The organism is Psychrobacillus sp. FSL W7-1457, assembly GCF_038593405.1.
Lineage (GTDB): Bacteria > Bacillota > Bacilli > Bacillales_A > Planococcaceae > Psychrobacillus.
Genome location: NZ_CP151993.1, coordinates 3,575,390 through 3,595,228 on the forward strand (window position 1 = coordinate 3,575,390; position 19,839 = coordinate 3,595,228).

General features: G+C 37.2%; 21 protein-coding genes and 1 pseudogene. 6 read left to right on the forward strand and 16 right to left on the reverse strand.

Annotated elements, in window-relative coordinates:
• Position 1 precedes the first annotated feature (1 nt).
• Complete coding sequence (locus tag NSQ95_RS17500; RefSeq protein WP_340881692.1) at positions 2–268, forward strand: hypothetical protein; 267 nt, start codon at positions 2–4, stop codon at positions 266–268.
• Positions 269–493: 225 nt separating this feature from the next.
• Here NSQ95_RS17500 and NSQ95_RS17505 read toward each other — a convergent pair whose 3' ends face one another.
• The 7 genes from NSQ95_RS17505 to NSQ95_RS17535 form a co-directional block, all read right to left on the reverse strand.
• The gene (locus NSQ95_RS17505; RefSeq protein WP_340881690.1) at positions 494–1,786 is read right to left on the reverse strand and encodes an FtsX-like permease family protein; all 1,293 of its coding nucleotides are present in this window, start codon (positions 1,784–1,786) and stop codon (positions 494–496) included.
• Complete coding sequence (locus tag NSQ95_RS17510; RefSeq protein ID WP_340881688.1) at positions 1,776–2,474, reverse strand: ABC transporter ATP-binding protein; 699 nt, start codon at positions 2,472–2,474, stop codon at positions 1,776–1,778. The genes NSQ95_RS17505 and NSQ95_RS17510 overlap by 11 nt, the downstream gene beginning before the upstream one ends.
• A gap of 162 nt (positions 2,475–2,636) precedes the next feature.
• Positions 2,637–3,149, reverse strand: coding sequence for a PCYCGC motif-containing (lipo)protein (locus NSQ95_RS17515; RefSeq protein WP_340881687.1), 513 nt, complete (start codon positions 3,147–3,149; stop codon positions 2,637–2,639).
• A gap of 11 nt (positions 3,150–3,160) precedes the next feature.
• Positions 3,161–4,537 (reverse strand): class II fumarate hydratase, encoded by a 1,377-nt coding sequence (gene fumC, locus NSQ95_RS17520; RefSeq protein WP_340881685.1) that lies wholly within the window; start codon positions 4,535–4,537, stop codon positions 3,161–3,163.
• Positions 4,538–4,557: 20 nt separating this feature from the next.
• The gene (locus NSQ95_RS17525) at positions 4,558–5,493 is read right to left on the reverse strand and encodes an HD-GYP domain-containing protein (protein ID WP_340881683.1); all 936 of its coding nucleotides are present in this window, start codon (positions 5,491–5,493) and stop codon (positions 4,558–4,560) included.
• Between the two features lie 122 nt (positions 5,494–5,615).
• Entirely contained in the window at positions 5,616–7,157 is a 1,542-nt protein-coding gene (locus NSQ95_RS17530; protein ID WP_340881681.1) for a flotillin family protein, read from the reverse strand.
• 16 nt (positions 7,158–7,173) lie between these two features.
• Positions 7,174–7,686, reverse strand: coding sequence for a hypothetical protein (locus NSQ95_RS17535; RefSeq protein WP_340881679.1), 513 nt, complete (start codon positions 7,684–7,686; stop codon positions 7,174–7,176).
• Positions 7,687–7,954: 268 nt separating this feature from the next.
• Here NSQ95_RS17535 and NSQ95_RS17540 point away from each other — a divergent pair, with 268 nt between their 5' ends.
• Both NSQ95_RS17540 and NSQ95_RS17545 read left to right on the forward strand, forming a co-directional pair.
• Positions 7,955–8,575 (forward strand): DUF47 family protein, encoded by a 621-nt coding sequence (locus tag NSQ95_RS17540; RefSeq protein WP_340881678.1) that lies wholly within the window; start codon positions 7,955–7,957, stop codon positions 8,573–8,575.
• Positions 8,576–8,586: 11 nt separating this feature from the next.
• A complete protein-coding gene (locus NSQ95_RS17545) occupies positions 8,587–9,585 on the forward strand; it encodes an inorganic phosphate transporter (RefSeq protein WP_340881677.1) in 999 nt (332 codons plus the stop codon).
• A gap of 39 nt (positions 9,586–9,624) precedes the next feature.
• Here NSQ95_RS17545 and NSQ95_RS17550 read toward each other — a convergent pair whose 3' ends face one another.
• The gene (locus NSQ95_RS17550) at positions 9,625–10,257 is read right to left on the reverse strand and encodes a pentapeptide repeat-containing protein (RefSeq protein WP_340881675.1); all 633 of its coding nucleotides are present in this window, start codon (positions 10,255–10,257) and stop codon (positions 9,625–9,627) included.
• Positions 10,258–10,412: 155 nt separating this feature from the next.
• On the opposite strand from NSQ95_RS17550, the gene NSQ95_RS17555 reads away from it, so the two are divergent.
• On the forward strand, positions 10,413–12,548 hold the full coding sequence (locus NSQ95_RS17555) for an MMPL family transporter (RefSeq protein WP_340881674.1): 2,136 nt from the start codon (positions 10,413–10,415) through the stop codon (positions 12,546–12,548).
• A 319-nt stretch (positions 12,549–12,867) separates the two neighbouring features.
• On the opposite strand, the gene NSQ95_RS17560 is transcribed toward NSQ95_RS17555, so the two are convergent.
• The 3 genes from NSQ95_RS17560 to NSQ95_RS17570 all read right to left on the reverse strand — a co-directional run bounded on the left by NSQ95_RS17560 (position 12,868) and on the right by NSQ95_RS17570 (position 15,229).
• The gene (locus NSQ95_RS17560; RefSeq protein WP_340885839.1) at positions 12,868–13,476 is read right to left on the reverse strand and encodes an alpha/beta hydrolase; all 609 of its coding nucleotides are present in this window, start codon (positions 13,474–13,476) and stop codon (positions 12,868–12,870) included.
• 72 nt (positions 13,477–13,548) lie between these two features.
• On the reverse strand, positions 13,549–14,568 hold the full coding sequence (locus NSQ95_RS17565) for a beta-carotene 15,15'-monooxygenase (RefSeq protein ID WP_340881670.1): 1,020 nt from the start codon (positions 14,566–14,568) through the stop codon (positions 13,549–13,551).
• Between the two features lie 364 nt (positions 14,569–14,932).
• On the reverse strand, positions 14,933–15,229 hold the full coding sequence (locus NSQ95_RS17570; protein ID WP_340881668.1) for a hydrolase: 297 nt from the start codon (positions 15,227–15,229) through the stop codon (positions 14,933–14,935).
• Between the two features lie 296 nt (positions 15,230–15,525).
• On the opposite strand from NSQ95_RS17570, the pseudogene NSQ95_RS17575 reads away from it, so the two are divergent.
• Positions 15,526–15,693, forward strand: a pseudogene (locus NSQ95_RS17575) (hydrolase); the annotation flags it as partial.
• Between the two features lie 396 nt (positions 15,694–16,089).
• On the opposite strand, the gene NSQ95_RS17580 reads toward NSQ95_RS17575, so the two are convergent.
• Together NSQ95_RS17580 and NSQ95_RS17585 are read right to left on the reverse strand one after the other, a co-directional pair.
• A complete protein-coding gene (locus NSQ95_RS17580) occupies positions 16,090–16,464 on the reverse strand; it encodes a DUF3221 domain-containing protein (protein WP_340881667.1) in 375 nt (124 codons plus the stop codon).
• Between the two features lie 12 nt (positions 16,465–16,476).
• Positions 16,477–16,947, reverse strand: a complete 471-nt coding sequence (locus tag NSQ95_RS17585) for a hypothetical protein (RefSeq protein WP_169358464.1) — start codon at positions 16,945–16,947, stop codon at positions 16,477–16,479.
• Between the two features lie 384 nt (positions 16,948–17,331).
• Here NSQ95_RS17585 and NSQ95_RS17590 point away from each other — a divergent pair, with 384 nt between their 5' ends.
• Complete coding sequence (locus NSQ95_RS17590) at positions 17,332–17,706, forward strand: nucleotide excision repair endonuclease (protein ID WP_340881664.1); 375 nt, start codon at positions 17,332–17,334, stop codon at positions 17,704–17,706.
• Between the two features lie 36 nt (positions 17,707–17,742).
• On the opposite strand, the gene NSQ95_RS17595 is transcribed toward NSQ95_RS17590, so the two are convergent.
• The 3 genes from NSQ95_RS17595 to NSQ95_RS17605 form a co-directional block, all read right to left on the reverse strand.
• Positions 17,743–18,735: an NAD(P)/FAD-dependent oxidoreductase gene (locus NSQ95_RS17595; RefSeq protein WP_340881662.1), complete on the reverse strand. Its 993-nt coding sequence runs from the start codon at positions 18,733–18,735 to the stop codon at positions 17,743–17,745.
• A gap of 34 nt (positions 18,736–18,769) precedes the next feature.
• Complete coding sequence (locus NSQ95_RS17600) at positions 18,770–19,159, reverse strand: thiol-disulfide oxidoreductase DCC family protein (RefSeq protein WP_340881661.1); 390 nt, start codon at positions 19,157–19,159, stop codon at positions 18,770–18,772.
• 158 nt (positions 19,160–19,317) lie between these two features.
• On the reverse strand, positions 19,318–19,797 hold the full coding sequence (locus tag NSQ95_RS17605) for a TraR/DksA C4-type zinc finger protein (RefSeq protein WP_340881660.1): 480 nt from the start codon (positions 19,795–19,797) through the stop codon (positions 19,318–19,320).
• Positions 19,798–19,839 lie beyond the last annotated feature (42 nt).

Here is a 19,839-nt window from a genome sequence, read left to right on the forward strand (position 1 = left end):
TATGAAAGATCCAACTTATCAAAAAGTGGTATATGGCATAGTAATGGCTATTGCAGTGATAATTGTTCATTTTTTAAATGTAAGGGTATATCCCCTGCATCCTATTTTCTCTATACTCATCGCTATATTAATAATTTATGTAGGCATTACTGCTGTAAAAAAGTCAGGGAAATTTGAACAGACAATATCAAGGATGAAGTATAACTTACTAAATATGGCGGTAGTCTTCATACTATTCATCGCCTATTTCACAATCGACCCCTCTTAAAAGAAAAGCGCAGTCGCCTGCTCTGCCCCGACAGGCAAATGGGGAAAAGCGAGGAGGCAGCTCTCCAGCCACCGCAGCTTTTTTCCATTTGACCCGAGGGGCAAGGCGATGGAGCTAGACATCAAGAAAAGCGCAGTCGCCTGTTTCTGCTCCGACAGGCACATGGGGAAAAGAAATTGTAAAAAGAGGGAACAGATACTTAGGTACCCGTTCCCTCTTTTGCTTTTATAATTCTTGTCTCAAAGCCTGTATAACGTCAATTTTAGTTGCTTTCTTTGCTGGTCTCCATCCAGAAATCATAGCTACCCCAATACTTATGCAAGACGCAATAGCTACAAGCTGCCAAGGAATTAACGAAAACGTTAAATTCATACCCGCAATACTTTCCTCCTCTAATGCCATGCCTACAACAATTGGCAAGACTAGATTAGCTAAATAACTCACTACATAAGAAATAATTACTGCAAGCACAGTTCCAATAATACCGATCCATGCACTTTCCATGAGAAACAGTCGACGGATCAATTTTGGGCTAGCCCCAATTGCTTTCATCACTCCGATTTCTCTTGTTCTCTCTGTAACCGCCATTGTCATTGTATTAAAGATACCTATAGATGAAATTAAAACTGCAATCGTACCTACAAATATAAGTCCTATTTTAAATGCCATAAAAAATACATCTAACTGCTCCAATTGCTCGGAAACAGAGTAAACACTGTAACCCATCTCTTTAATTTCATCTGTTGCAGCCTTGACGTCCTCTAGACTAGCAGTAAAAACTTTCGTTTCTGTGTATAGAACCTCTTCCGGTACCTCTGCTACATTCGCTTTATAGGATGCCATTAATGTTTCCGTCCAAGACTCATCCATTAGGACAATTTTATCGACTATCCAGTCTTTTGCTGGTTGCTTAGTAACACCTACAATTGTAAACGTCCATTGTTCTGGAAAAGTATCCTCTTGACCATATGGCTTCATGGCTAGAGTAACCTCTTTACCTAGTATGGATTCTTCATACCCTTTCGGTATTTCTCCGTCCTCTGCTGCTCCATCTTCCCAAGTCGCAAACTCTTGTTCTGTCCACAAGTTTTCTGCGAAGTGATAACCAACAATAATTTCATTACTATCTTTAGGCATTCTACCCTCGGATAATGATAGGTTTGAATTTGTTTCTTCTTTAAAGTTGGTTAGCTTGGAGTTTCCAAAAATTGTTCTATCCTCTAATTTGAAAATAGTTTCGACGTCTATGCTAGCACGTTGAACAACTGCTCCGACCGAATCTATATTTTTTATTTTCTCATAATCGATTACGCCGTCGTTACCATACACTTCTACCTCTGTAATAGCTTGGTCCTCTAATATTTCAGAACGCATCATATCTTGTACACCAAACCCTATAGAAGCTAGAACGATTAAAAATGCACAACCCATTGTTGCAGCAAGCACTGTCATAAATACTCGTAGTTTATTTTTCTTAATATGCTGGGATACAAATTCTAGCTGATCCTTAAATAACATGAGACATATCCTCCTTCCTAAGTTCTCCGTCGTGCATCTTTAACTTGCGGTGTGCGATGCTAGCTACCTCTTCATCATGAGTGATAATAACAAACGTAATCCCCATAGTCTGATTGAGTTCTTGAATGAGAAGTAGAATGTCCTGCTCTGTCTCTGAGTCTAGGCTACCGGTTGGCTCATCTGCCAATAAAATAGGGGGACTCGTGATTAATGCACGAGCTATACTAACCCGTTGTTGCTGCCCACCAGACAATTCATTTGGATAATGATCTGACACAGAATCTAGACCTACCTTTTTCATAATTTGAAGGACGGTTACTTTACGTTTTTTAGAAGATATCCCTTTCAGCTTTAATGGCAGCTCCACATTTTCAAAAGCAGTTAAACCAGGCATCAGCTGAAAGTTTTGAAAGATAAAGCCGAAATTATTTAAGCGAAAGTCTGCTCTTTCGGTTTCATTTAACTTAACAGTCTCTTGACCATTTATAAGAATAGACCCTTGTTCTGGACTCATAAAGCCTGCAAGCGTGTTCAATAAAGTAGACTTACCCGAACCACTTTTCCCAACTACGGCCACAATTTCTCCCTGTTGTACGTCAAAGGAGAGATTTTTTAGTACAGGCACCTTCTTCTCTTTTCCTTTCTTTCCAATTAAAAATGTATGATTGACATTCTTTACATGTATCATGCAATACCCCTTCCTTATTACCTTCTATTCATTATAGGTAACATTTCTTAACATTCAGGAAGGATAAAAATGAAGAAATTCTTAAGAAAGACAACTAACTTCATGAAATTGGTGCAAAAAAAATGTTCCCTCTCACTTATAGTGAGAAGGAACAGTTATATTTTAAGAGGGCATTGGTGTGTCAGTTGGTTTTGAGTAGCCTTCTTGATAAGCCTCGTCTATGGCCTGGCGAATTTCTATAAGTGACTTACCTTCTTGAATCATGTTAATAGAGGCAACGGCAGTTTCTAAGCACGCTGCACAGCGAGTACCGTGGTCATCCCATACGACTTCACCATTTTCTTTAATTTCCTGTACAAAACAGTTGAAGTTGCTTTTATGGCCTGCACTATCACCGCAACCACAGTAACAAGGCATCCACTTGAGTACATCATTAGCTTTTGCTGCAGCTTGATAAATCAGCTGCATATTTTCAGGCTGTTTTTCTAGAAACTTAGGAAGCACATCAGTTGAAGAAGTAGTTTCTTGAATATCCCCATTAGCTAAATGAGTCGTATGGTCGTGATCCTGCTCCTGATGATCCACTTCTTCTGCAGCCTTGTGACTTTCTTCTTTTTGACCACAGGCAGCAAGCACCAACATTAAACAAAATAATAAAAACAGAATTTTTTTCATATATACCTCTTTTATATCATTTTTTCTGGTCTAACAATTTCATCAAACTTGTCAGCAGTTAGCAGCTCTAATTCGATAGCTGCTTCTTTTAGAGTTGTACCATTTTTGTGTGCATGCTTAGCAATTTTTGCAGCATTCTCATAGCCAATGTATGGATTCAAAGCAGTTACAAGCATTAGAGAATTATTAACATGATGTTTAATTGTTTCTAAGTTTGGTTCAATCCCTACTGCACAGTTATTATTGAAGCTAATAATGGCATCACTTAATAAGCGAACGGATTGTAAGAAGTTATGAATAATTACAGGCTTGAAGACATTTAATTGATAGTTCCCTTGACTTGCTGCAAAACTGATTGAAGTATCATTCCCCATAACTTGCGCTACTACCATCGTCATAGCTTCACTTTGAGTAGGATTTACTTTACCAGGCATAATAGAGCTTCCTGGTTCATTTTCCGGAATAGAGATCTCTCCAATACCAGAACGAGGACCACTTGCAAGTAAACGTACGTCATTAGCAATCTTCATTAAATCAGCTGCAAGTGCCTTCACAGCACCATGTACATAAACAACGTCATCATAGCTTGTCAAAGCATGGAATTTATTTTTAGCTGAAGTAAATTCAATTCCTAGCTCTTTAGAAATTTCTGCTGCTACTAAATCACCAAAGCCTTTTGGAGCATTCAATCCGGTACCTACAGCTGTACCTCCAACTGCAAGCTCTTTCATATCTTCCACAGCTGTAGTAATCATTTTAGAAGACTTTTCAAGCATTCTATGCCATCCACTGAATTCTTGGCCAAGAGACAGTGGCGTTGCATCTTGTAAATGCGTACGTCCAATTTTAATGATTTCCATAAACTGTTCAGATTTTTTACCCAACGTCTCTTTTAAAACGTCAATTGCAGGCAATAACTCTTTTTCGACTGCGAGTACTCCAGCAATATGAAGTGCAGTGGGGAAAGTATCGTTAGAGCTTTGGGATTTGTTTACATCATCATTTGGGTGAAGTCTCTCTTCACTACCTTTTTCCTCTAATAGCTGATTACCTCTATTGGCAATGACTTCGTTAACATTCATATTAGACTGCGTACCACTACCAGTTTGCCAAACTACTAATGGAAAATGATGGTCTAGCTTTCCTGCTAGTATTTCATCCGCTGCAGCTGCAATAGCATCTTTTTTTACTTTTGATAGATTACCAAGAGAATGACTAACGATTGCCGCTGATTTCTTTAATAGAGCTAATCCATGTACTACGCCAATTGGCATTTTTTCTGTACCAATTTTAAAGTTTTCTTTAGATCTTTGTGTTTGAGCTCCCCAAAGACTATCTTGTGGAACTTTAATTTCTCCCATAGAATCACGTTCAATACGATAAGACATTTTTTTCTCTCCTTTTTCATTTACCACTGATTATTTTTTTCTTGCAACATTTCGAGAAATTCATCTAGCACCTTTGGATTAAATTGAGTTCCTCTACCTCTCTTTATTTCGAGGATAGCGTCTTCAAAGGTCATTGCCCCACGGTAAACCCGATTAGTGGTCATTGCATCAAATGCATCTACAACAGAGACGATAGAAGCTTCTAAGGAAATTTCTTCCCCCATCAGTCCAAAAGGATACCCTTTTCCATCATACCTTTCATGATGCTGTTCGACAATAAAAGCAGCTTCCCGAATACAAGAAATTTCATGATTTTTCATCATTTCAGCCCCTAAAGTAGTATGCATCTTAACTACTTTCCATTCATCTTCTGTTAGTTTTCCAGGTTTATTTAGAATCTCTATAGGAATGGCGAGCTTACCAATATCATGAAAATAGGAGCCTATACTTAACCTTCGAACTCCTTTACTTTTTAAGTTCATTCTTTTCCAAAGTTCAATCGAATAATCTCTTATCCGTGCGCAATGATGATAAGTATAACCATCCACTTCTTGAATACGGAGAGCATCGCGATGAATAATTCCTCTCTCCATGAAGTTTTGGTTAAAATGTGTTTTTGTCATTTCTATTAAAATCTGTACTTTTTCCACTGCATTACAAGTGATTAAAGTATTATACAGCTCTGTCTCTATTACATCACCCGGTCCAAGTATTTTCTGTTTATCCGAGTACAATATTTTTAATCTGCCTGATAGAATAGAATATTTTTCAACGTAATTTTTTTCGTTACAGGGATTCGAATAAATCCAAGACGTGCTTTCAGGTATAAGTGTATAAAGGGCATAGGAAATATTATTCGAGCTTCCGATATAGGTTGTGATTGTTTTATCCGTAACTACCCTTGGTAGACTATGCTTTTCTTCAATATCATGAATTTGTTCTTTTGTAAGTATCATTGTTCCTCCACAATTCTACAACATTCGACAATCTAACCTTAATTATACAGTTAGTTAATACTAAAGGGAATATTAAAAAAACAGACTTTCAAATATCGAAAGTCTGTTTAAAATATACATTTTTATACCTCTTGTACTTCACGTACCTTTGTTTCTTCGTTTGCTTTCTTTACTTCTTGGGTCAGTTGCTCGATGCTTGGACGTATATTACCCTTCCCAGCATAGTTTTCTAACATATCCTTCATATCGATTCCTGAAGAAGCCTTTAAAGTTTCTTGAAGGGTAGACATTAGATTTGTAGCGTATGAGGTAACCTTATTGGCACCTCCGCCCTCTCCTCCACCAGTATCTACTACAGTGATTTTATCGATATTTGAAAGCGGGCTAGCAATTTGTTTTGCGTATTCCGGTAACATCCCAACGACCATGTCTAATACAGCTGCCTGACCGTAAAGATCAAATGCTTCTGCAATTTTTCGTTTTGCTTCTGCTTCAGCAAGACCTTTCAGTCGAATTATATCTGCTTCTGATTCCCCTTGTGCACGTTGCGAGTCAGCTTTTGCTAAACCATCTAAACGTACTTTTTCTGCATCTGCTTTTGCTTTTGCCTCAATACGATATTTTTCTGCATCTGCCTCTGCCATTTCACGAGACTTGGAAGCTGCAGCATTTTGTTCAATAGCATATCGGTCTGCATCTGCCTTTTTCTTTACCTCTGAATCATATTGCTTTTCGCGACGTAAAATCTCTTTCTCTTCTAGCTCAATTTGCTTTTGACGTTCAATAATTTGAATTTGCATCTCTTGCTCAGTTACTTCCTGTTTAGATCGAGCAGTTTCTAGCTCATACGCTTGGTCGGCACGTGCTTTAGCAATATCTTGCTCTCGTCTGTATTCCGCAACCTTTAATTGATTGTCCTTCTCAGCTTCTGCAATTTCAGTTGCACGTTCAATTTCAGCTTTTTGAGCCTCCTTGGAAGCCTCCGCACGTTTGATGCGTGTTTCCTTTTCTGCTTCTGCTGTTGCTATATCTGCGTCACGCTTAACTTGTGCAATTCTCGGCTTACCTAATGAATCTAGATACCCATTTTTATCCCGAACATCTTTAATAGTAAAGGAAACTATGATTAATCCCATTTTTGCTAAATCCTGCGAGGCAACACGCTGTACCTCTTGCGAGAACTTATCTCTGTTTTTATATATTTCTTCAACTGTCATTGATCCTAAAATTGAGCGAAGATGACCTTCCAATACTTCTTTCGCTTCATTTTCTCTGTCCTGTTTAGACTTTCCTAAAAATTGCTCAGCTGCAGTTGCAATTTCTGAAATTGAACCACCGATTTTTATAATGGCAGTCCCATCTGCCATTACCGGAACCCCCTGCTCAGTGTATACTTCAGGTGTTGTTACTTCTAGTTTACTTGATAGTAGACTAAGGGGCTCACTTTGCTGGAATACAGGAAATACAAATGTACCTCCACCTCTAATAATCTTTATGCGATTTCCCGAGTCATCTGTATGAACATTTTTAGAGCCTAAGTAGCTCCCTGTGACGATTAATGCTTCATCAGGACCAACTGTTTTATATTTCGTTATATAGACAGTCAGCATGATGAAAAGAATAAATACAACAACCCCTACTACAACTAACATTTCAATTCCCATTTTAAAATCCCCCTTTTTATTTTATAAAAGGCACATATTCTTTTACTAAAAACGTGCCGTCTTTCACTTCAATTATTAAGACCTGTTTTTCGTAATCGATCTCTTCGTTGTCTAAACCTGTAGCTCTTTTAGCGATTAGACCGTTTACTGACTCAATAACGATTTCACCATACCCATTTGAGGGTATAGGAACAATAACCTTTCCAACCTGCCCTAGTAATGACTCGTTTGTATAAGCTGTGGAAACTTCGGCTGAGGAAAGTGGCAAAAGTACAAAGAAATATAGCAAAAAAGTTAAAAATATAGAAATTCCAATCGCCACAGCGACTATTACCGTATTACTCCAATTAGTAATTTTAAGGAGAATAAAACCTGCTGCACAAATGAATAATAGAAAGGAGAGAATTGTGGTCGGATTAAAGATTCCGGCATCCATGCCGTCTATTGCATCCGCAAATAACACATAAAGAATAGTAAGAAGGCCAATGACAATTAAACCATACAAAAATATCTGTTCTATTTTTCTCACCACTTTTCCAATTAATAACGTCCTTAATAGTTATACGTATCTAAAATTAGAAGGTTTCAATATTTTTAATAATTAGTATTTATTTCTTTATCTCTCCAAAAATTAGCTTTTTTTGTCAATTATTAATCTTTTTTATACACTTGAATTGTTACAGGATTGTAAATTTATCGATTTTAAAGTAAAAAGTGTGTTGATTTTGTATGTTTTTTGGTATGCTATTTGAGGAAAATTCATACTAACTACAACACTTAAAGTCTAGGAGGCTTTTATGATTAGCTCAAAAAAACCAGATCCTTTTTTCCTATCCCTTTTGAAGATAGCTGAAAATGTGCGTGAAGCCACTCATTATGCAGATGACTTCCGTATTAATAATGCTTCAGATTTAAAAGAAATTAGCTTACACCTTAAGAATTACGAAACAGCTGGGGATACACTAATTCATGAGTTGATTGTTATGTTAAACAAATCATTTATGACACCAATTGAACGCGAGGATATTCTAGAGCTTGCTATCCGAATGGATGACATTCTAGATGGCATCGACAATTTCACAGCACATCTTGAAATGTTCACATTAGTGGAAATTGATGAATCCATGCGCACTTTCCTGGGTTATATTGTAAAAAGCACGGATGAGATTGTTAAAGCGATGGAGCTATTAGCTCAAAAGAAATTGCTTAAGATGCATGAGCATTCCATTCTAATCAAGGATTATGAGCGTAAATGTGACGAGGTACTTCGTACTTCCATTAAGCAGCTTTTCTTAAACGAAAAAGATCCGATCCGTATTATTCAATTTAAGGATATTTACGAGCAATTAGAAGATATCGCAGATTATTGTCAAAACGTAGCAAATACGCTTGAAACAATTATAATGCGTAACGCGTAGGAGCTTTAGTTATGGATACTATTTTTATATTAACTATCTTAGTTGTATTTTTTGCTCTTGCCTTCGACTTTATCAATGGTTTCCATGATACTGCAAATGCAATTGCCACCTCGGTTTCGACAAGAGCTTTAAAACCAAAAGTTGCCGTTTACATGGCAGCCATTATGAACTTTGTAGGGGCTTTAACATTTACAGGGGTTGCTAAAACAATTACGAAGGATATAGTTGATCCATTTACACTTCAAAACGGATCATTAATTATATTAGCAGCTTTACTCTCCGCAATAATTTGGAATTTGGTTACCTGGTATTATGGAATTCCATCAAGTTCATCCCATACTCTGATTGGTTCTATTGCAGGGGCAGCTATCTCTGCTGCAGGGTTTGGAGTTTTAAATTATGATGGGTTCACTAATATCTTGATAGCTTTAGTCGTATCACCATTTCTTGCTTTAGCAGTTGGATTTTTAATGATGTCACTATTTAAGGTGATTTTTAAACGAGGCAGCCTGTATGGGACAAACAAAAGATTCCGTATCTTCCAAATAGGAACCGCAGCACTTCAATCGTTTACCCACGGTACAAATGATGCCCAAAAAGCAATGGGGATTATAACGATGGCCCTTATTGCAGCACAATGGCAAGCTACAGACGACATCCAGCTTTGGGTTCGTATTGCAGCAGCAACTGCGATGGGTCTTGGTACATCTATCGGTGGCTATAAAATCATTAAAACTGTTGGTGGTAAGATCATGAAGATCCGCCCTATTAATGGGGCAGCAGCTGACTTATCGTCTGCTATGATTATTTTTGGTGCTACAACTATTCATTTACCAGTTTCTACAACACACGTTATTTCATCCGCTATTATGGGGGTTGGAGCAGCTCAGCGTGTGAAAGGGGTAAAATGGGGAGTCGCTAAAAAAATTGTATTAACTTGGATTATTACTTTACCGATATCTGCCGTAGTAGCAGCTATCATCTTCCAAGTCTTAAATTTACTCTTTTAAATAATTAAAACCTCGTAATTGAATACGAGGTTTTTTCTTTTACTCTTTTATAATCACTCCTAATGATTTGGCAAATCCTATAGCTTGTTCCGTGGAAACTGTGCAGCCCTTTAAATCCTCTAGGGATACTAATAGGTTTTCATATGTAGTGCTACTCAAGTCAATTCCATCTAAAGATGTATCCGTAAAGTTAGCCTCATCTATTTCACATGCTTCGAATTCTACATGCTGGAAGGTGGAATCAATAAAGTCTGCATGATTTAATGTACAGTTATTAAAGGATACCTTTTTCAACTTAGAAAAGCTTAGATTCAGGTAGTTCGCATGGTTTTCACAAACTCTTACATCAGTTAGCCTCGCATCCGCAAAATTTGCTCCAAAGAGCTTACACGCTATGAATTCCACTCGATGAAATACTGCCTGTTCCATTACTACATTAGAAAGATCACATTTTTCAAAAATACAATCTATAAATTCCACTTGGTATAAATGTAAATCCACAAAGGAAGCTTGTTTGAAAAGTACTTGATCAAAGATTATCTTTCCTTCTGATTCCTCAATACTTTCAAGCGAACAAACAGTGGCGTTGGAAATATAATAATCCTCTTGTAAAGCCTCCTTTAAATTGATTTGTTCTGGGTTCTCATTGAGCTTTGGAGACGTAATTTTCACTTATATTCCTCCTTCAAAAATTTTCTTTTATCATAGCATTATATTAGCAGTTAAACTTGCTTTCCATTACAATAAAAAGGAAACTCTACCACTGAAACTGGTAGATTTAACATAAGAGCTATATTACTACTTGGCTTTATCTAAGGAGGAAATATATGAAATTTTTAGCTAACCTAGTGACACGCCATTATAAAGTCACTTTGGGAGTTTGGATCATCCTGTTTGTGGCTCTTGCTTTTTTTGCATTACGGCTTCCATCTTTATTGGAGGGTGACGGTTTTAAAATGAACGGAGAACACCAGCAAGTAATGGATGAGCTGACTGAAACCTTTGATTTACCAGCTGAGACACTCTTCGTCGTATTCGATAAAACATCCGATCAAACAATCCAAGATACATTAAATGATATAGAAAACTTAAAAATAGTGAAAGACATCCAATCACCCTTGGAGGATTCTACTCTCTATAAGGAACATGTATCATACGCAATGTTGCACTTTAATACGGACACCGAGAACATGTCAGAGGTAGTTGATGACATTCGGCAATCTATCGGAAACGAAAAGGGGGTCACTTTAACAGGGGCTGCCGCCATCAATAAAGATATTAATTCAGCTAGCCAAAAGGACTTGGCTAGTGCAGAAGCAATCGGTCTTCCAATAGCATTGGTCGTTCTGCTCCTTGCATTTGGAAGTGTAGTTGCCGCTTTGGTACCAATTGCTGTGGGTATTGTCACAGTAGTTTCAGCACTTGGAGTCATGACATTCTTTGGCGAAGCCATGGATTTATCTATTTTCGTCCTCAATATAGTTCCAATGCTAGGCCTTGCGTTAAGTATTGATTTTGCTTTATTACTAATTAATCGTTATAAAGAAGAGCTTGCTGAAAAGTCCGTTGTAGAGGCTGTCCAAATCTCTATAAAAACAGCTGGCCGCTCTATTGTTTTCTCTGCACTTTGTGTATTTATTGGGCTTGGAGCAATGTTTGTATTAGAAGTAGAGATCTTTCAAAATATTGCTCTTGGCGGTATGCTTGTCGTCGCTATGGCAGTATTGGGCTCCATTACCCTATTACCAGCCTTACTAATGGTATTAGGTGACCGTATTAATAAATGGACTATCTTGCGTGTGAAGCCTGGTGCCTCTACCAAGTGGAGAAACTTTGCCTCCTTTGTGATGAAGCGACCTGTTACCTTAATCATTGTAGCTTTAGTGTTGCTAGGGATAGGTATAATCCCGGTAAAAGAAATGACATTAACCATCCCATCAGTAGAATCTCTACCTAAGGACTATGATTCCCGTCAAGCTTATGAAGTGATGGAGGATGAGTTTAATATGGGGGACCAGTCTACGATTTACGTGGTGGCTGATCGACCAGGTGGCTGGGAAAATACAGATGGACTAAACACTATGAAAAATTTAGAAGAGCAGCTTTTGAAGGATCCTGATGTTAAATCAGTAGATACTGTCTTTTCGGCTAGTGAAATATCTACCGTCGAACAATGGGAGCAAAGCATCATGATGATTCCAGAGGTATCCGGTCAACTCACCTCACTAATGGATACCTTTGTCCAAGGTGACAAATTAATGATTCCTGTTACATTAGGACTTAATGGCTCATCTGATGAAGCACAGGATTGGGCAAGAGAATGGGCAGATAAAGACGTTGGCACAGATATTTTAGTAGGTGGTCAACCTAAGTTTAATCAAGAAATATTTGATGAAATTTTTGATAAGGTCGGGATTTTGCTAGGAATAATATTGGGCTCTACCTTTATCATTTTAACCATCGCCTTCCGTTCCGTGCTTATACCTTTAAAGGCAATTATTATGAATGTAATTGGTTTAGCCTCCACGTTTGGCATACTTGTTTATATATTTCAGTACGGCCATTTTGGTTTAGAGGAAACGACCATTGCCTTAATAATTCCAGTCATTGTTTTCAGTTTAGTCTTTGGGCTAAGTATGGACTATGAGGTATTCCTCATCTCCCGTATTCAAGAGGAGTATTTGAAACATCATAATAATACGAAAGCAACTGTAGATGGATTAACATCCACTAGTAAAATAATTACCTCGGCTGCATTAATTATGATTGTAATCACTGGCGCCTTTGCCTTCACAGAGGTTATGCCAGTCAAACAAATCGGTATCGGAATAGCTATAGCGGTGGCTATAGATGCTTCGATTATCCGCTTACTATTAGTTCCAAGCTTGATGAAACTTTTTGGTAAATGGAACTGGTGGCTACCTTTTAGAAAGGGACCATACAAAGCCAAGAACTTTCACTAAAATTGAAAGTCAAAACTTAAACACAACAAAGAGACTGGGACAAAACTCTACTCCAAATTAACAGCCTCGAAAATTTTACAAGGGGCCATATATTCGAATTATCAGTAGTTGTTTTCCGTTACAGCGGACGCTTTCCGGGGGCACGGCTTCCTCTTCAAACAACTAAAGTAGAAAGTTTTTCATACAGGAAACGGATCGGCCTTATAATAAAGTAAAAACGTGAAATCGAGTTTTCCGGTTTCACGTTTTTTATTGAGAGACTAGTTATGTCCCAGCCTCTTTGTTTTTTATAAAATAGTTAGTTCACAGGTCAGTTCCTCTAGAAATTTGCTTTATACCATTCCTTTGCAGCTTGTACTTCGCCTTGCGTTAGCTGATGGCCGTAATCGTGCCAATGCATCTCCACAACTGCCCCTGCATTTTGCAATAAATCCCGTAGTTCTTCAGATTCTACCGCCGGACACATAAAGTCATTCTTTCCTGCCCCAATAAACACAGGAGTACCTGACATGACTGGTAGCTCTACCCCACGCCTCGGCACCATCGGATGATGGAGAATCGCACCTTTTAAGACATCCTTATATTCAAATAAAAGGTTCCCTGCAATATTGGCTCCATTAGAATAACCAATTGCTACTATCTGCTTACGGTCAAACTTATAGTTTTGAGCAGCTTCATCTAAAAAGTTCTTCAATTCTTCTGTACGAGCCTGCAAGTCCTCCAGATCAAAAACCCCTTCCGCAAGACGTTTAAAGAAGCGTGGCATTCCATTTTCTAGCACATTCCCTCGCACACTCAGAATATTAGCTGAGCTGTCTATCTCTTTTCCTAGTCCAACTAAATCATGCTCATTACCACCTGTACCATGCAATAACAATAAGGTCGGTCTCGAAGAATCCTCCCCTTGAAAAAATAAATGCTTCATAATTAAAAGCTCCTCTTTTATCTCGAATTTGAGATAATTATAGCCAACATATATTTTCTAGTCAAACAATGCGCTTTACGTTGTTTCTAATATTTCCCTTAGCCTTTGTGGTTCATCTACTCGGATGGCAAAGTGCGTAACTACTTTCTCCTTCCCCATGAACATTGTCGCCTCTATAGGTTCATGCAAGTGGATTAAGGCCTGAGGTTCTAATGGTTCAAAATCACGATACATGAATTGAAGTGTATGCTTATCCGGAGCAGCCGCACCCCATTCTACATTCTTGATCAGATGTAGCGGCACAACTATTCGAGCACTAAGTCCTTGTGTCACATATAATTTACCATCTTTTACCTCAGCAGGGTGTAGTCGAGTTACTTGAATATCAGCTAAGAAATAGAAAACACTATAAATATTAAAGACCAATAACACTAATGACAGGAGAATCGATTTGTCATGTAGCCACCAATGAAGTCCAATTGTCTCTATAATAATTGCATGTATTATCATTACATTAAAAGCGATGTAGCTTGTATTTTTGTGTAAAGTAACTATATTTGGATGACTAGGAGCCTTCTTTTTCCACGTAAAAATTGCATAATAAAACATTAAAACTTCAGATGCAATGATACGAATAAGAATATTTTTTGTGACTATCTGCTGAATAGAAGGGATGAAGCTAAACAGTGCTGAAGTCTTCATCTCAGTCATCTGAGCCCTAATTTGGGGAATTTTATAAATGACTAGAATGATTAAACTTAGCTCTGCCACAATTAATAGTGCTTCAAAAGCGATTCCGAGATATAGAATTCCTTTGAATGGTGAAAACAATTCAGAGGGTATAAAAAATCTAGCAATAACTAGCCCACCAACCATAAGACCAATTACTTGTTTGAGGGAAATCTTAAAGTTTGCATAAACTAGTAAAGGAGCAACGATTGCTAAATCTATAAGAGACCCAATAGCAACTCCGCTATTAAGCTGAAGTGAAAAGAAATCCTGCACTTGTGGACGATACAATAGAAAATTAGAAAGAACTACAAGTAATAGAAAAGCAAATGCTATATTGGCAGTCTGTGTTTTTCGATAAATCAAATCCATCCCCCCTGTTTTTAGTTATATTTTAATTATAACTTCCCTTATAATCTAAACACTACCAAAATTAGTTAAATATTCAAAAAAGGAGCACAACTTTGTGAACATTCACCAAAAACAATTAAAAGAAAGAATTCTAGCCTCTCAAGGAAAAATAATAGCTGATTTCGTTCTTCGTCATGCAAAGATAGCAGATATATATTGATGAGAATGGAAATTAGCAGACATTGGAGTGCCGAACTGGTAGATGTAGCGGTGGATACAACTGGAGCTTTTGTCGCAAAACCTAAGGAAGATACTTAAAGAATTTTAGCCAAGTAAAAGGTAAAAGGCCTCTTCCATAAAGAAAGAGACCCTTTATAACTCAGTCTGCTTCTATTCGAATAGCTTGAATAAATTGGCAGTCTATGATAAGTGTTGATCCAGTTTCTGTTGTTGGATCATTAAAGAACGCACAGCAATTATTCTGGTCTAGGTTAATAAAAACAATATCTTCTAATACCTGACCACCTGATAAAAATACATCAACTTCAGTTTGAGTTTGTAATCTTCTTAATTGATCACAAGCACAACCATTACATTTATCGGAATGTTCTTTTTTCTTTTTGCATTCCTTACACTCATTACCCTTGCTACTTCTCTCACTAAAATAATAACTCATATTCAATACCTCCTTTTAGATTTGTAAAGCTTAACCTTACATTAATAAACTATGATTTCAGTATGAAATTTGCTTGTACAATCTGGTATGTGAAAATAAATAAGATTTATTTAGTAGTTTCACTTACTTAATGACTATGTTATAGGTAAGGGTTGATTTTTCGTGAGGTGGTATTGTATGTGAAATGTTACACTTCAACTACCAGGGCAGGTTAGTTGAAGAATAATTTGGAAAGCAAAAGGGTTTTAAATATGTTTATTGAACTAATATAGATGATTTATTAAGGGGAGAGTATTTTGGGTTCAAGAATAATGCACTCGATTATTGGGGGAAAAATTGCGGAGGGTTTATCGATGGAAGATAAAACATCATTTTTGCTTGGAAGCATTGCTCCAGATGCAGTTTTTTCACACGAAGAAAAGAACTTTTCACATTACTTTATAGGTGAAGTGCATGATTATTCCTCCTTGTCATACAATTAACCGGTAACCCCTATTCCTCCATGTAGTATCATAGCTTCGCTTGTTATACGAGATCAGAGTCCCAACCAGCCTCAATCATGTTTCTACAAGTAGGGGGCGAACTGTTTAGTTGACGGGATCATTAGCCCCACGGGTGCTTACGTTCTACCCCGGCTACCGCAATCATATATCGATATAAAAAAAGGTCAACCAGAAATATCTGGCTAACCTTATAATACGAACGGGTGCTTTAGTAAAAAAGGACATTAAAATAAAATAAGCTTGGAGAACATAGCCTAGCTCATTTTTTTATGTGCATTTTAAATCAACTTATCTTTAACATAGCTTACTTAATTAAAAAAATTCCCCATAGCAATTAGCACTATGGAGAACTTTAGATTATTCTTCTACTTTTTCAATCGTTTTAGCTTCACCTGATGCTGGATGAGATTCCTTTAGGGATTCATATCCGACTTTGACTACATCATACAATTCTAACTCATTGCGCTGAGCCATCGAAATATTAAACCAAGTAGCACTTTTCCCAGCTTCTAGTGCTTCTTCTACCGATAAAGTGCGCGCTTCATCTTCACTTAAATCTTCTATAACAAGAATACCACTGTCCTTCGTGTCTATAATAATCCCAGTGATATAGCCAATTGGCTGTGCTTGAGTAGGATTATTCTCAAAGAAGTTCATGATGAAGTAAAAGGTCGTTCCAATAGCGATGAGTAAAATCCCAATAATAATTACTACCGTTGTTTTACCTTTCATACAAAAACCTCCTTATCTTTTTGCAGTAAGACGGAAGCCTTCTTCTAAAAGATATGCTTTTGCTTCATTGTAGGTGCCAAAGCTCTCCTCTAGGTTATAGCCATGGTAGACATTCCAAAGAGTATCCTCTTGTAAAAGAGTTAGCTTAGAGCTTTCTTTGTTTGTCCATTCCTCCTCTACTTCTTCATCGATCAATTCCTCTTCCTCAGTCGCTAAATAGGCAATAGAATCTTTAATCATTTGGCGTAGCTCATCCGCTGATACTTCTCTAATATTAACTAATCCTTTTTCTTTTGCTTCATATTGCGGAAGATCTCCAACATACACAAAGCCATTGCCATTAGGATGTAGATGGTAGATTACAGTTGTTTTATCATATAAGCTTTCTTCATAATGGTAGTTAACTCGTTTCATCGATACTTCTTTACGTGTTAGTTCGGGAAACTCTTGAATAATTGCTTCTTTCTCTTCAAATGTTAGCATATGATTCCTCTTTCTTTTCTTATCTTTAGTTTATTATTATAGCATAAATTCTACCCTCTTCGTGTCCACCACTCTGCTACTATTATAAAACAAATGACAACCGCAATTGCCACAGCAAAAAACCAATCAGGTATGCTTCCCAATTTTATATCCTCCTAACACACCCGCACTATCTACGGCGAATATATTCTTAGTCTGTTCAGGAGAAACAACTCTCCTTCTATTCTAGCCGGGCTCTACCTTATTATCCTTATATTACTATACTTGTTCCTATCGCTCATATTCACTTTATCTTACTTCAAATTTAATCCCGTCTCTTGCGAATAGATATTACTGCTAAAATGTGATAAACTAAAGGACAGACAATAAGAGGACGTGAGAGAAATGATTAAAATTGAATTACCAAAACCAACCGTTACTATTACACAACGCACGCAAGCACTTAAAGAAGGAGAAGTTGAAATCCCATCTATCTTTGGATTTATCGACTTCCACCAAATCCCTCGTGATAAAGGCGGCATCTTTATGTTTTATAACAAAAATGATGAGCTGTTATTCGTAGGAAAAGCCCGTAAAATTCGTCAGCGCATAAAAAAACATTTTGAAGATAATGTTTCCCCGATGATTAAACATCGCGACGAAGTATACAAAATTAGCGTTTGTATTATAGAAGAGCCTATGGATCGTGAAATATATGAAACATATGCAATTAATACCTTAAAAGCTAAATATAATATCGATAAAGTATTCTATAAGTAAGAAATCTCATGCCTCCTAAACGAGGCATGGGATTTTTTATTTTGTTTCTTCAAAAATACTCGTACTGTGCTTTGGCTGCACTCTTGCCTTCGGATCTAATGATGCCTTAATATGGCTAATTGCATTAGGGACTTCCCCAAAGCCTACCGCTATAAGCTTTACTTTACCAGCATGTGTACAAACGTCACCTGCTGCATATATTCCTTCTACGCTTGTTTCCATCTTTTCATTCACTATTACCGAATTTTTCTCCATCTCCAGTCCCCAGCTTTTCAGTGGTCCGAGAGATGCTACGTTGCCATAGTTAACTAGTACATGGTCTACCGGGATTCTTTCCTCTACCTTATCCTTGCTGACTACAATCACTTCTTTAATACGATCTCCATCGCCAATTAGTTCATTGACCGCGTAGGAAGTTTTAACATGTACTTTTGAACCTTGAAGCTGTTGTACGGATTTTTCATGTGCCGTGAATTGCTCACGGCGATGGCAGATAGTTACTTTTGAAGCAATATTCTCTAACATTAACGACCAGTCTAGTGCAGAATCTCCACCGCCCAGTACTAATACATTAGAATTTTGAAAGTCATTTAAGTCTTTTACTTTATAATATAAATTTTTACCCTCATATTCCTTAGCTCCCGGCACAGTTAATTTACGTGGCTGAAATGAACCTACACCAGATGTGAGAAGGATAGTTTTAGAATAGTGAAAACCTTTGTCAGTTTTCAATATAAAATATTCATCGTGTTTTTCTAGCTCGTTTGCGGTTTCCTCTAAACATATGGTCGGATCACTATAGGAAGCCTGTTCAACTAAATTTGCCACTAAATCCTTTGCCAATATTTTGGGCAGGCCACCAATATCATATATATATTTATCTGGGTAAAGCTCCATTAGCTGTCCACCTAGCTCTGGAAGGCTATCAATTATTTTCACCTTTAAATCACGGAGCCCCGCATAAAAGGATGCAAACAATCCAGTTGGACCTCCCCCTATAATTGTTACGTCATACACTTCATGTTTCATGTTGAACAATCACCTCATTAATCTATTATTTACTTTATAAGAAACGGCTTCGTACTTCTGGAGAGGGTATCATACAGCTCTCCTTTTTACCAAACCAACGATAACGATTTTTTGCGATGAATTTGTAAACACTATTTCTAATGGGTTTAGGAACGAATCTGAAAATATAAAGATACTTCCATAAACCTTTTAAATTTTTACACACTCTTAAAGCCCCATCGGAAAATTTATAGACTCTTTCATCTTCTATCAAGATGAAACTATCGATGTGATTAGAAATACCATATTTATCCTTCAATTCCACTCCCGCATCACTTTGAAGTGCAGCAAACTTAAAATAACCACGAGTGTCTCGTTTTATTATAAATTGAACACTGGAATCACAAAAATTACATTCTCCATCAAACATAACGATAGCTGCCATTTAATATTCCCCCCTTGCTTCTAGTGTATCAGAAAGAATTTGGACTGTTAAATGACAGGGGTTAAATTCCCTTAAGACTTTTGACGGAGATAATAGAGCGAGTAAAAACAGAAAAAAAGATGCCCAATACAATTTGGAAATGGCATCTTTTCATTAGTTTATTTATCTTGCGGAGTATCTGATGAGCCATAGGACTCTACATCGTCGAAGCTATTACTGTAGTCTCTAAGTTCTTTTTCTTCCTGTTCTACTGGACGGTCTGTATCAGGCTTTAATATATCTTCTTCGACTGGACGGAAGTCCTCTATCTCCTGTTGGGCATCCTCAATACAGGTTAATGCTGTTGGCTTAGCTTCTAACCGTTCTATAGGGATTTGCTTGTTACATACCATACATTTTCCGTAAGTTCCCTCATCCATAGCCTGAAGCGCAGCCTTAATATCTTCTATTTCCTCTTCATTATGCTTTCGTATAGCTAGTCTCGTATGCTGATCAGTTAAATCCGTTGCATTGTCTGCAGGATGATTATCGTAGTTCGATAACTCCGTTGTTTCAAATTCCTCATCGCTATTTAAACTTTCCTCTAATTCTTTGAATCGGTTAAGTAATTGTTCTTTTAATTTTTCATATTTGGCCATGTTAATTCCTCCTTAGGTTAGTATTAGGATTACCCGAATGTA

Excerpts from the sequence above, each read along its gene's own strand:
- NSQ95_RS17605 (WP_340881660.1), bottom strand. The coding sequence starts at position 19,797 with ATGGCCAAATATGAAAAATTAAAAGAACAATTACTTAACCGATTCAAA.
- NSQ95_RS17510 (WP_340881688.1), bottom strand. The coding sequence starts at position 2,474 with ATGATACATGTAAAGAATGTCAATCATACATTTTTAATTGGAAAGAAA.
- NSQ95_RS17515 (WP_340881687.1), bottom strand. The coding sequence starts at position 3,149 with ATGAAAAAAATTCTGTTTTTATTATTTTGTTTAATGTTGGTGCTTGCT.
- NSQ95_RS17580 (WP_340881667.1), bottom strand. The coding sequence starts at position 16,464 with ATGAAAGGTAAAACAACGGTAGTAATTATTATTGGGATTTTACTCATC.
- NSQ95_RS17530 (WP_340881681.1), bottom strand. The coding sequence starts at position 7,157 with ATGGGAATTGAAATGTTAGTTGTAGTAGGGGTTGTTGTATTTATTCTT.
- NSQ95_RS17585 (WP_169358464.1), bottom strand. The coding sequence starts at position 16,947 with ATGCTAACATTTGAAGAGAAAGAAGCAATTATTCAAGAGTTTCCCGAA.
- NSQ95_RS17505 (WP_340881690.1), bottom strand. The coding sequence starts at position 1,786 with ATGTTATTTAAGGATCAGCTAGAATTTGTATCCCAGCATATTAAGAAA.
- NSQ95_RS17500 (WP_340881692.1), top strand. The coding sequence starts at position 2 with ATGAAAGATCCAACTTATCAAAAAGTGGTATATGGCATAGTAATGGCT.
- NSQ95_RS17570 (WP_340881668.1), bottom strand. The coding sequence starts at position 15,229 with ATGAGTTATTATTTTAGTGAGAGAAGTAGCAAGGGTAATGAGTGTAAG.
- NSQ95_RS17600 (WP_340881661.1), bottom strand. The coding sequence starts at position 19,159 with ATGGCAGCTATCGTTATGTTTGATGGAGAATGTAATTTTTGTGATTCC.
- NSQ95_RS17595 (WP_340881662.1), bottom strand. The coding sequence starts at position 18,735 with ATGAAACATGAAGTGTATGACGTAACAATTATAGGGGGAGGTCCAACT.
- NSQ95_RS17525 (WP_340881683.1), bottom strand. The coding sequence starts at position 5,493 with ATGATACTTACAAAAGAACAAATTCATGATATTGAAGAAAAGCATAGT.
- NSQ95_RS17540 (WP_340881678.1), top strand. The coding sequence starts at position 7,955 with ATGATTAGCTCAAAAAAACCAGATCCTTTTTTCCTATCCCTTTTGAAG.
- NSQ95_RS17555 (WP_340881674.1), top strand. The coding sequence starts at position 10,413 with ATGAAATTTTTAGCTAACCTAGTGACACGCCATTATAAAGTCACTTTG.
- NSQ95_RS17590 (WP_340881664.1), top strand. The coding sequence starts at position 17,332 with ATGATTAAAATTGAATTACCAAAACCAACCGTTACTATTACACAACGC.
- fumC (WP_340881685.1), bottom strand. The coding sequence starts at position 4,537 with ATGTCTTATCGTATTGAACGTGATTCTATGGGAGAAATTAAAGTTCCA.
- NSQ95_RS17545 (WP_340881677.1), top strand. The coding sequence starts at position 8,587 with ATGGATACTATTTTTATATTAACTATCTTAGTTGTATTTTTTGCTCTT.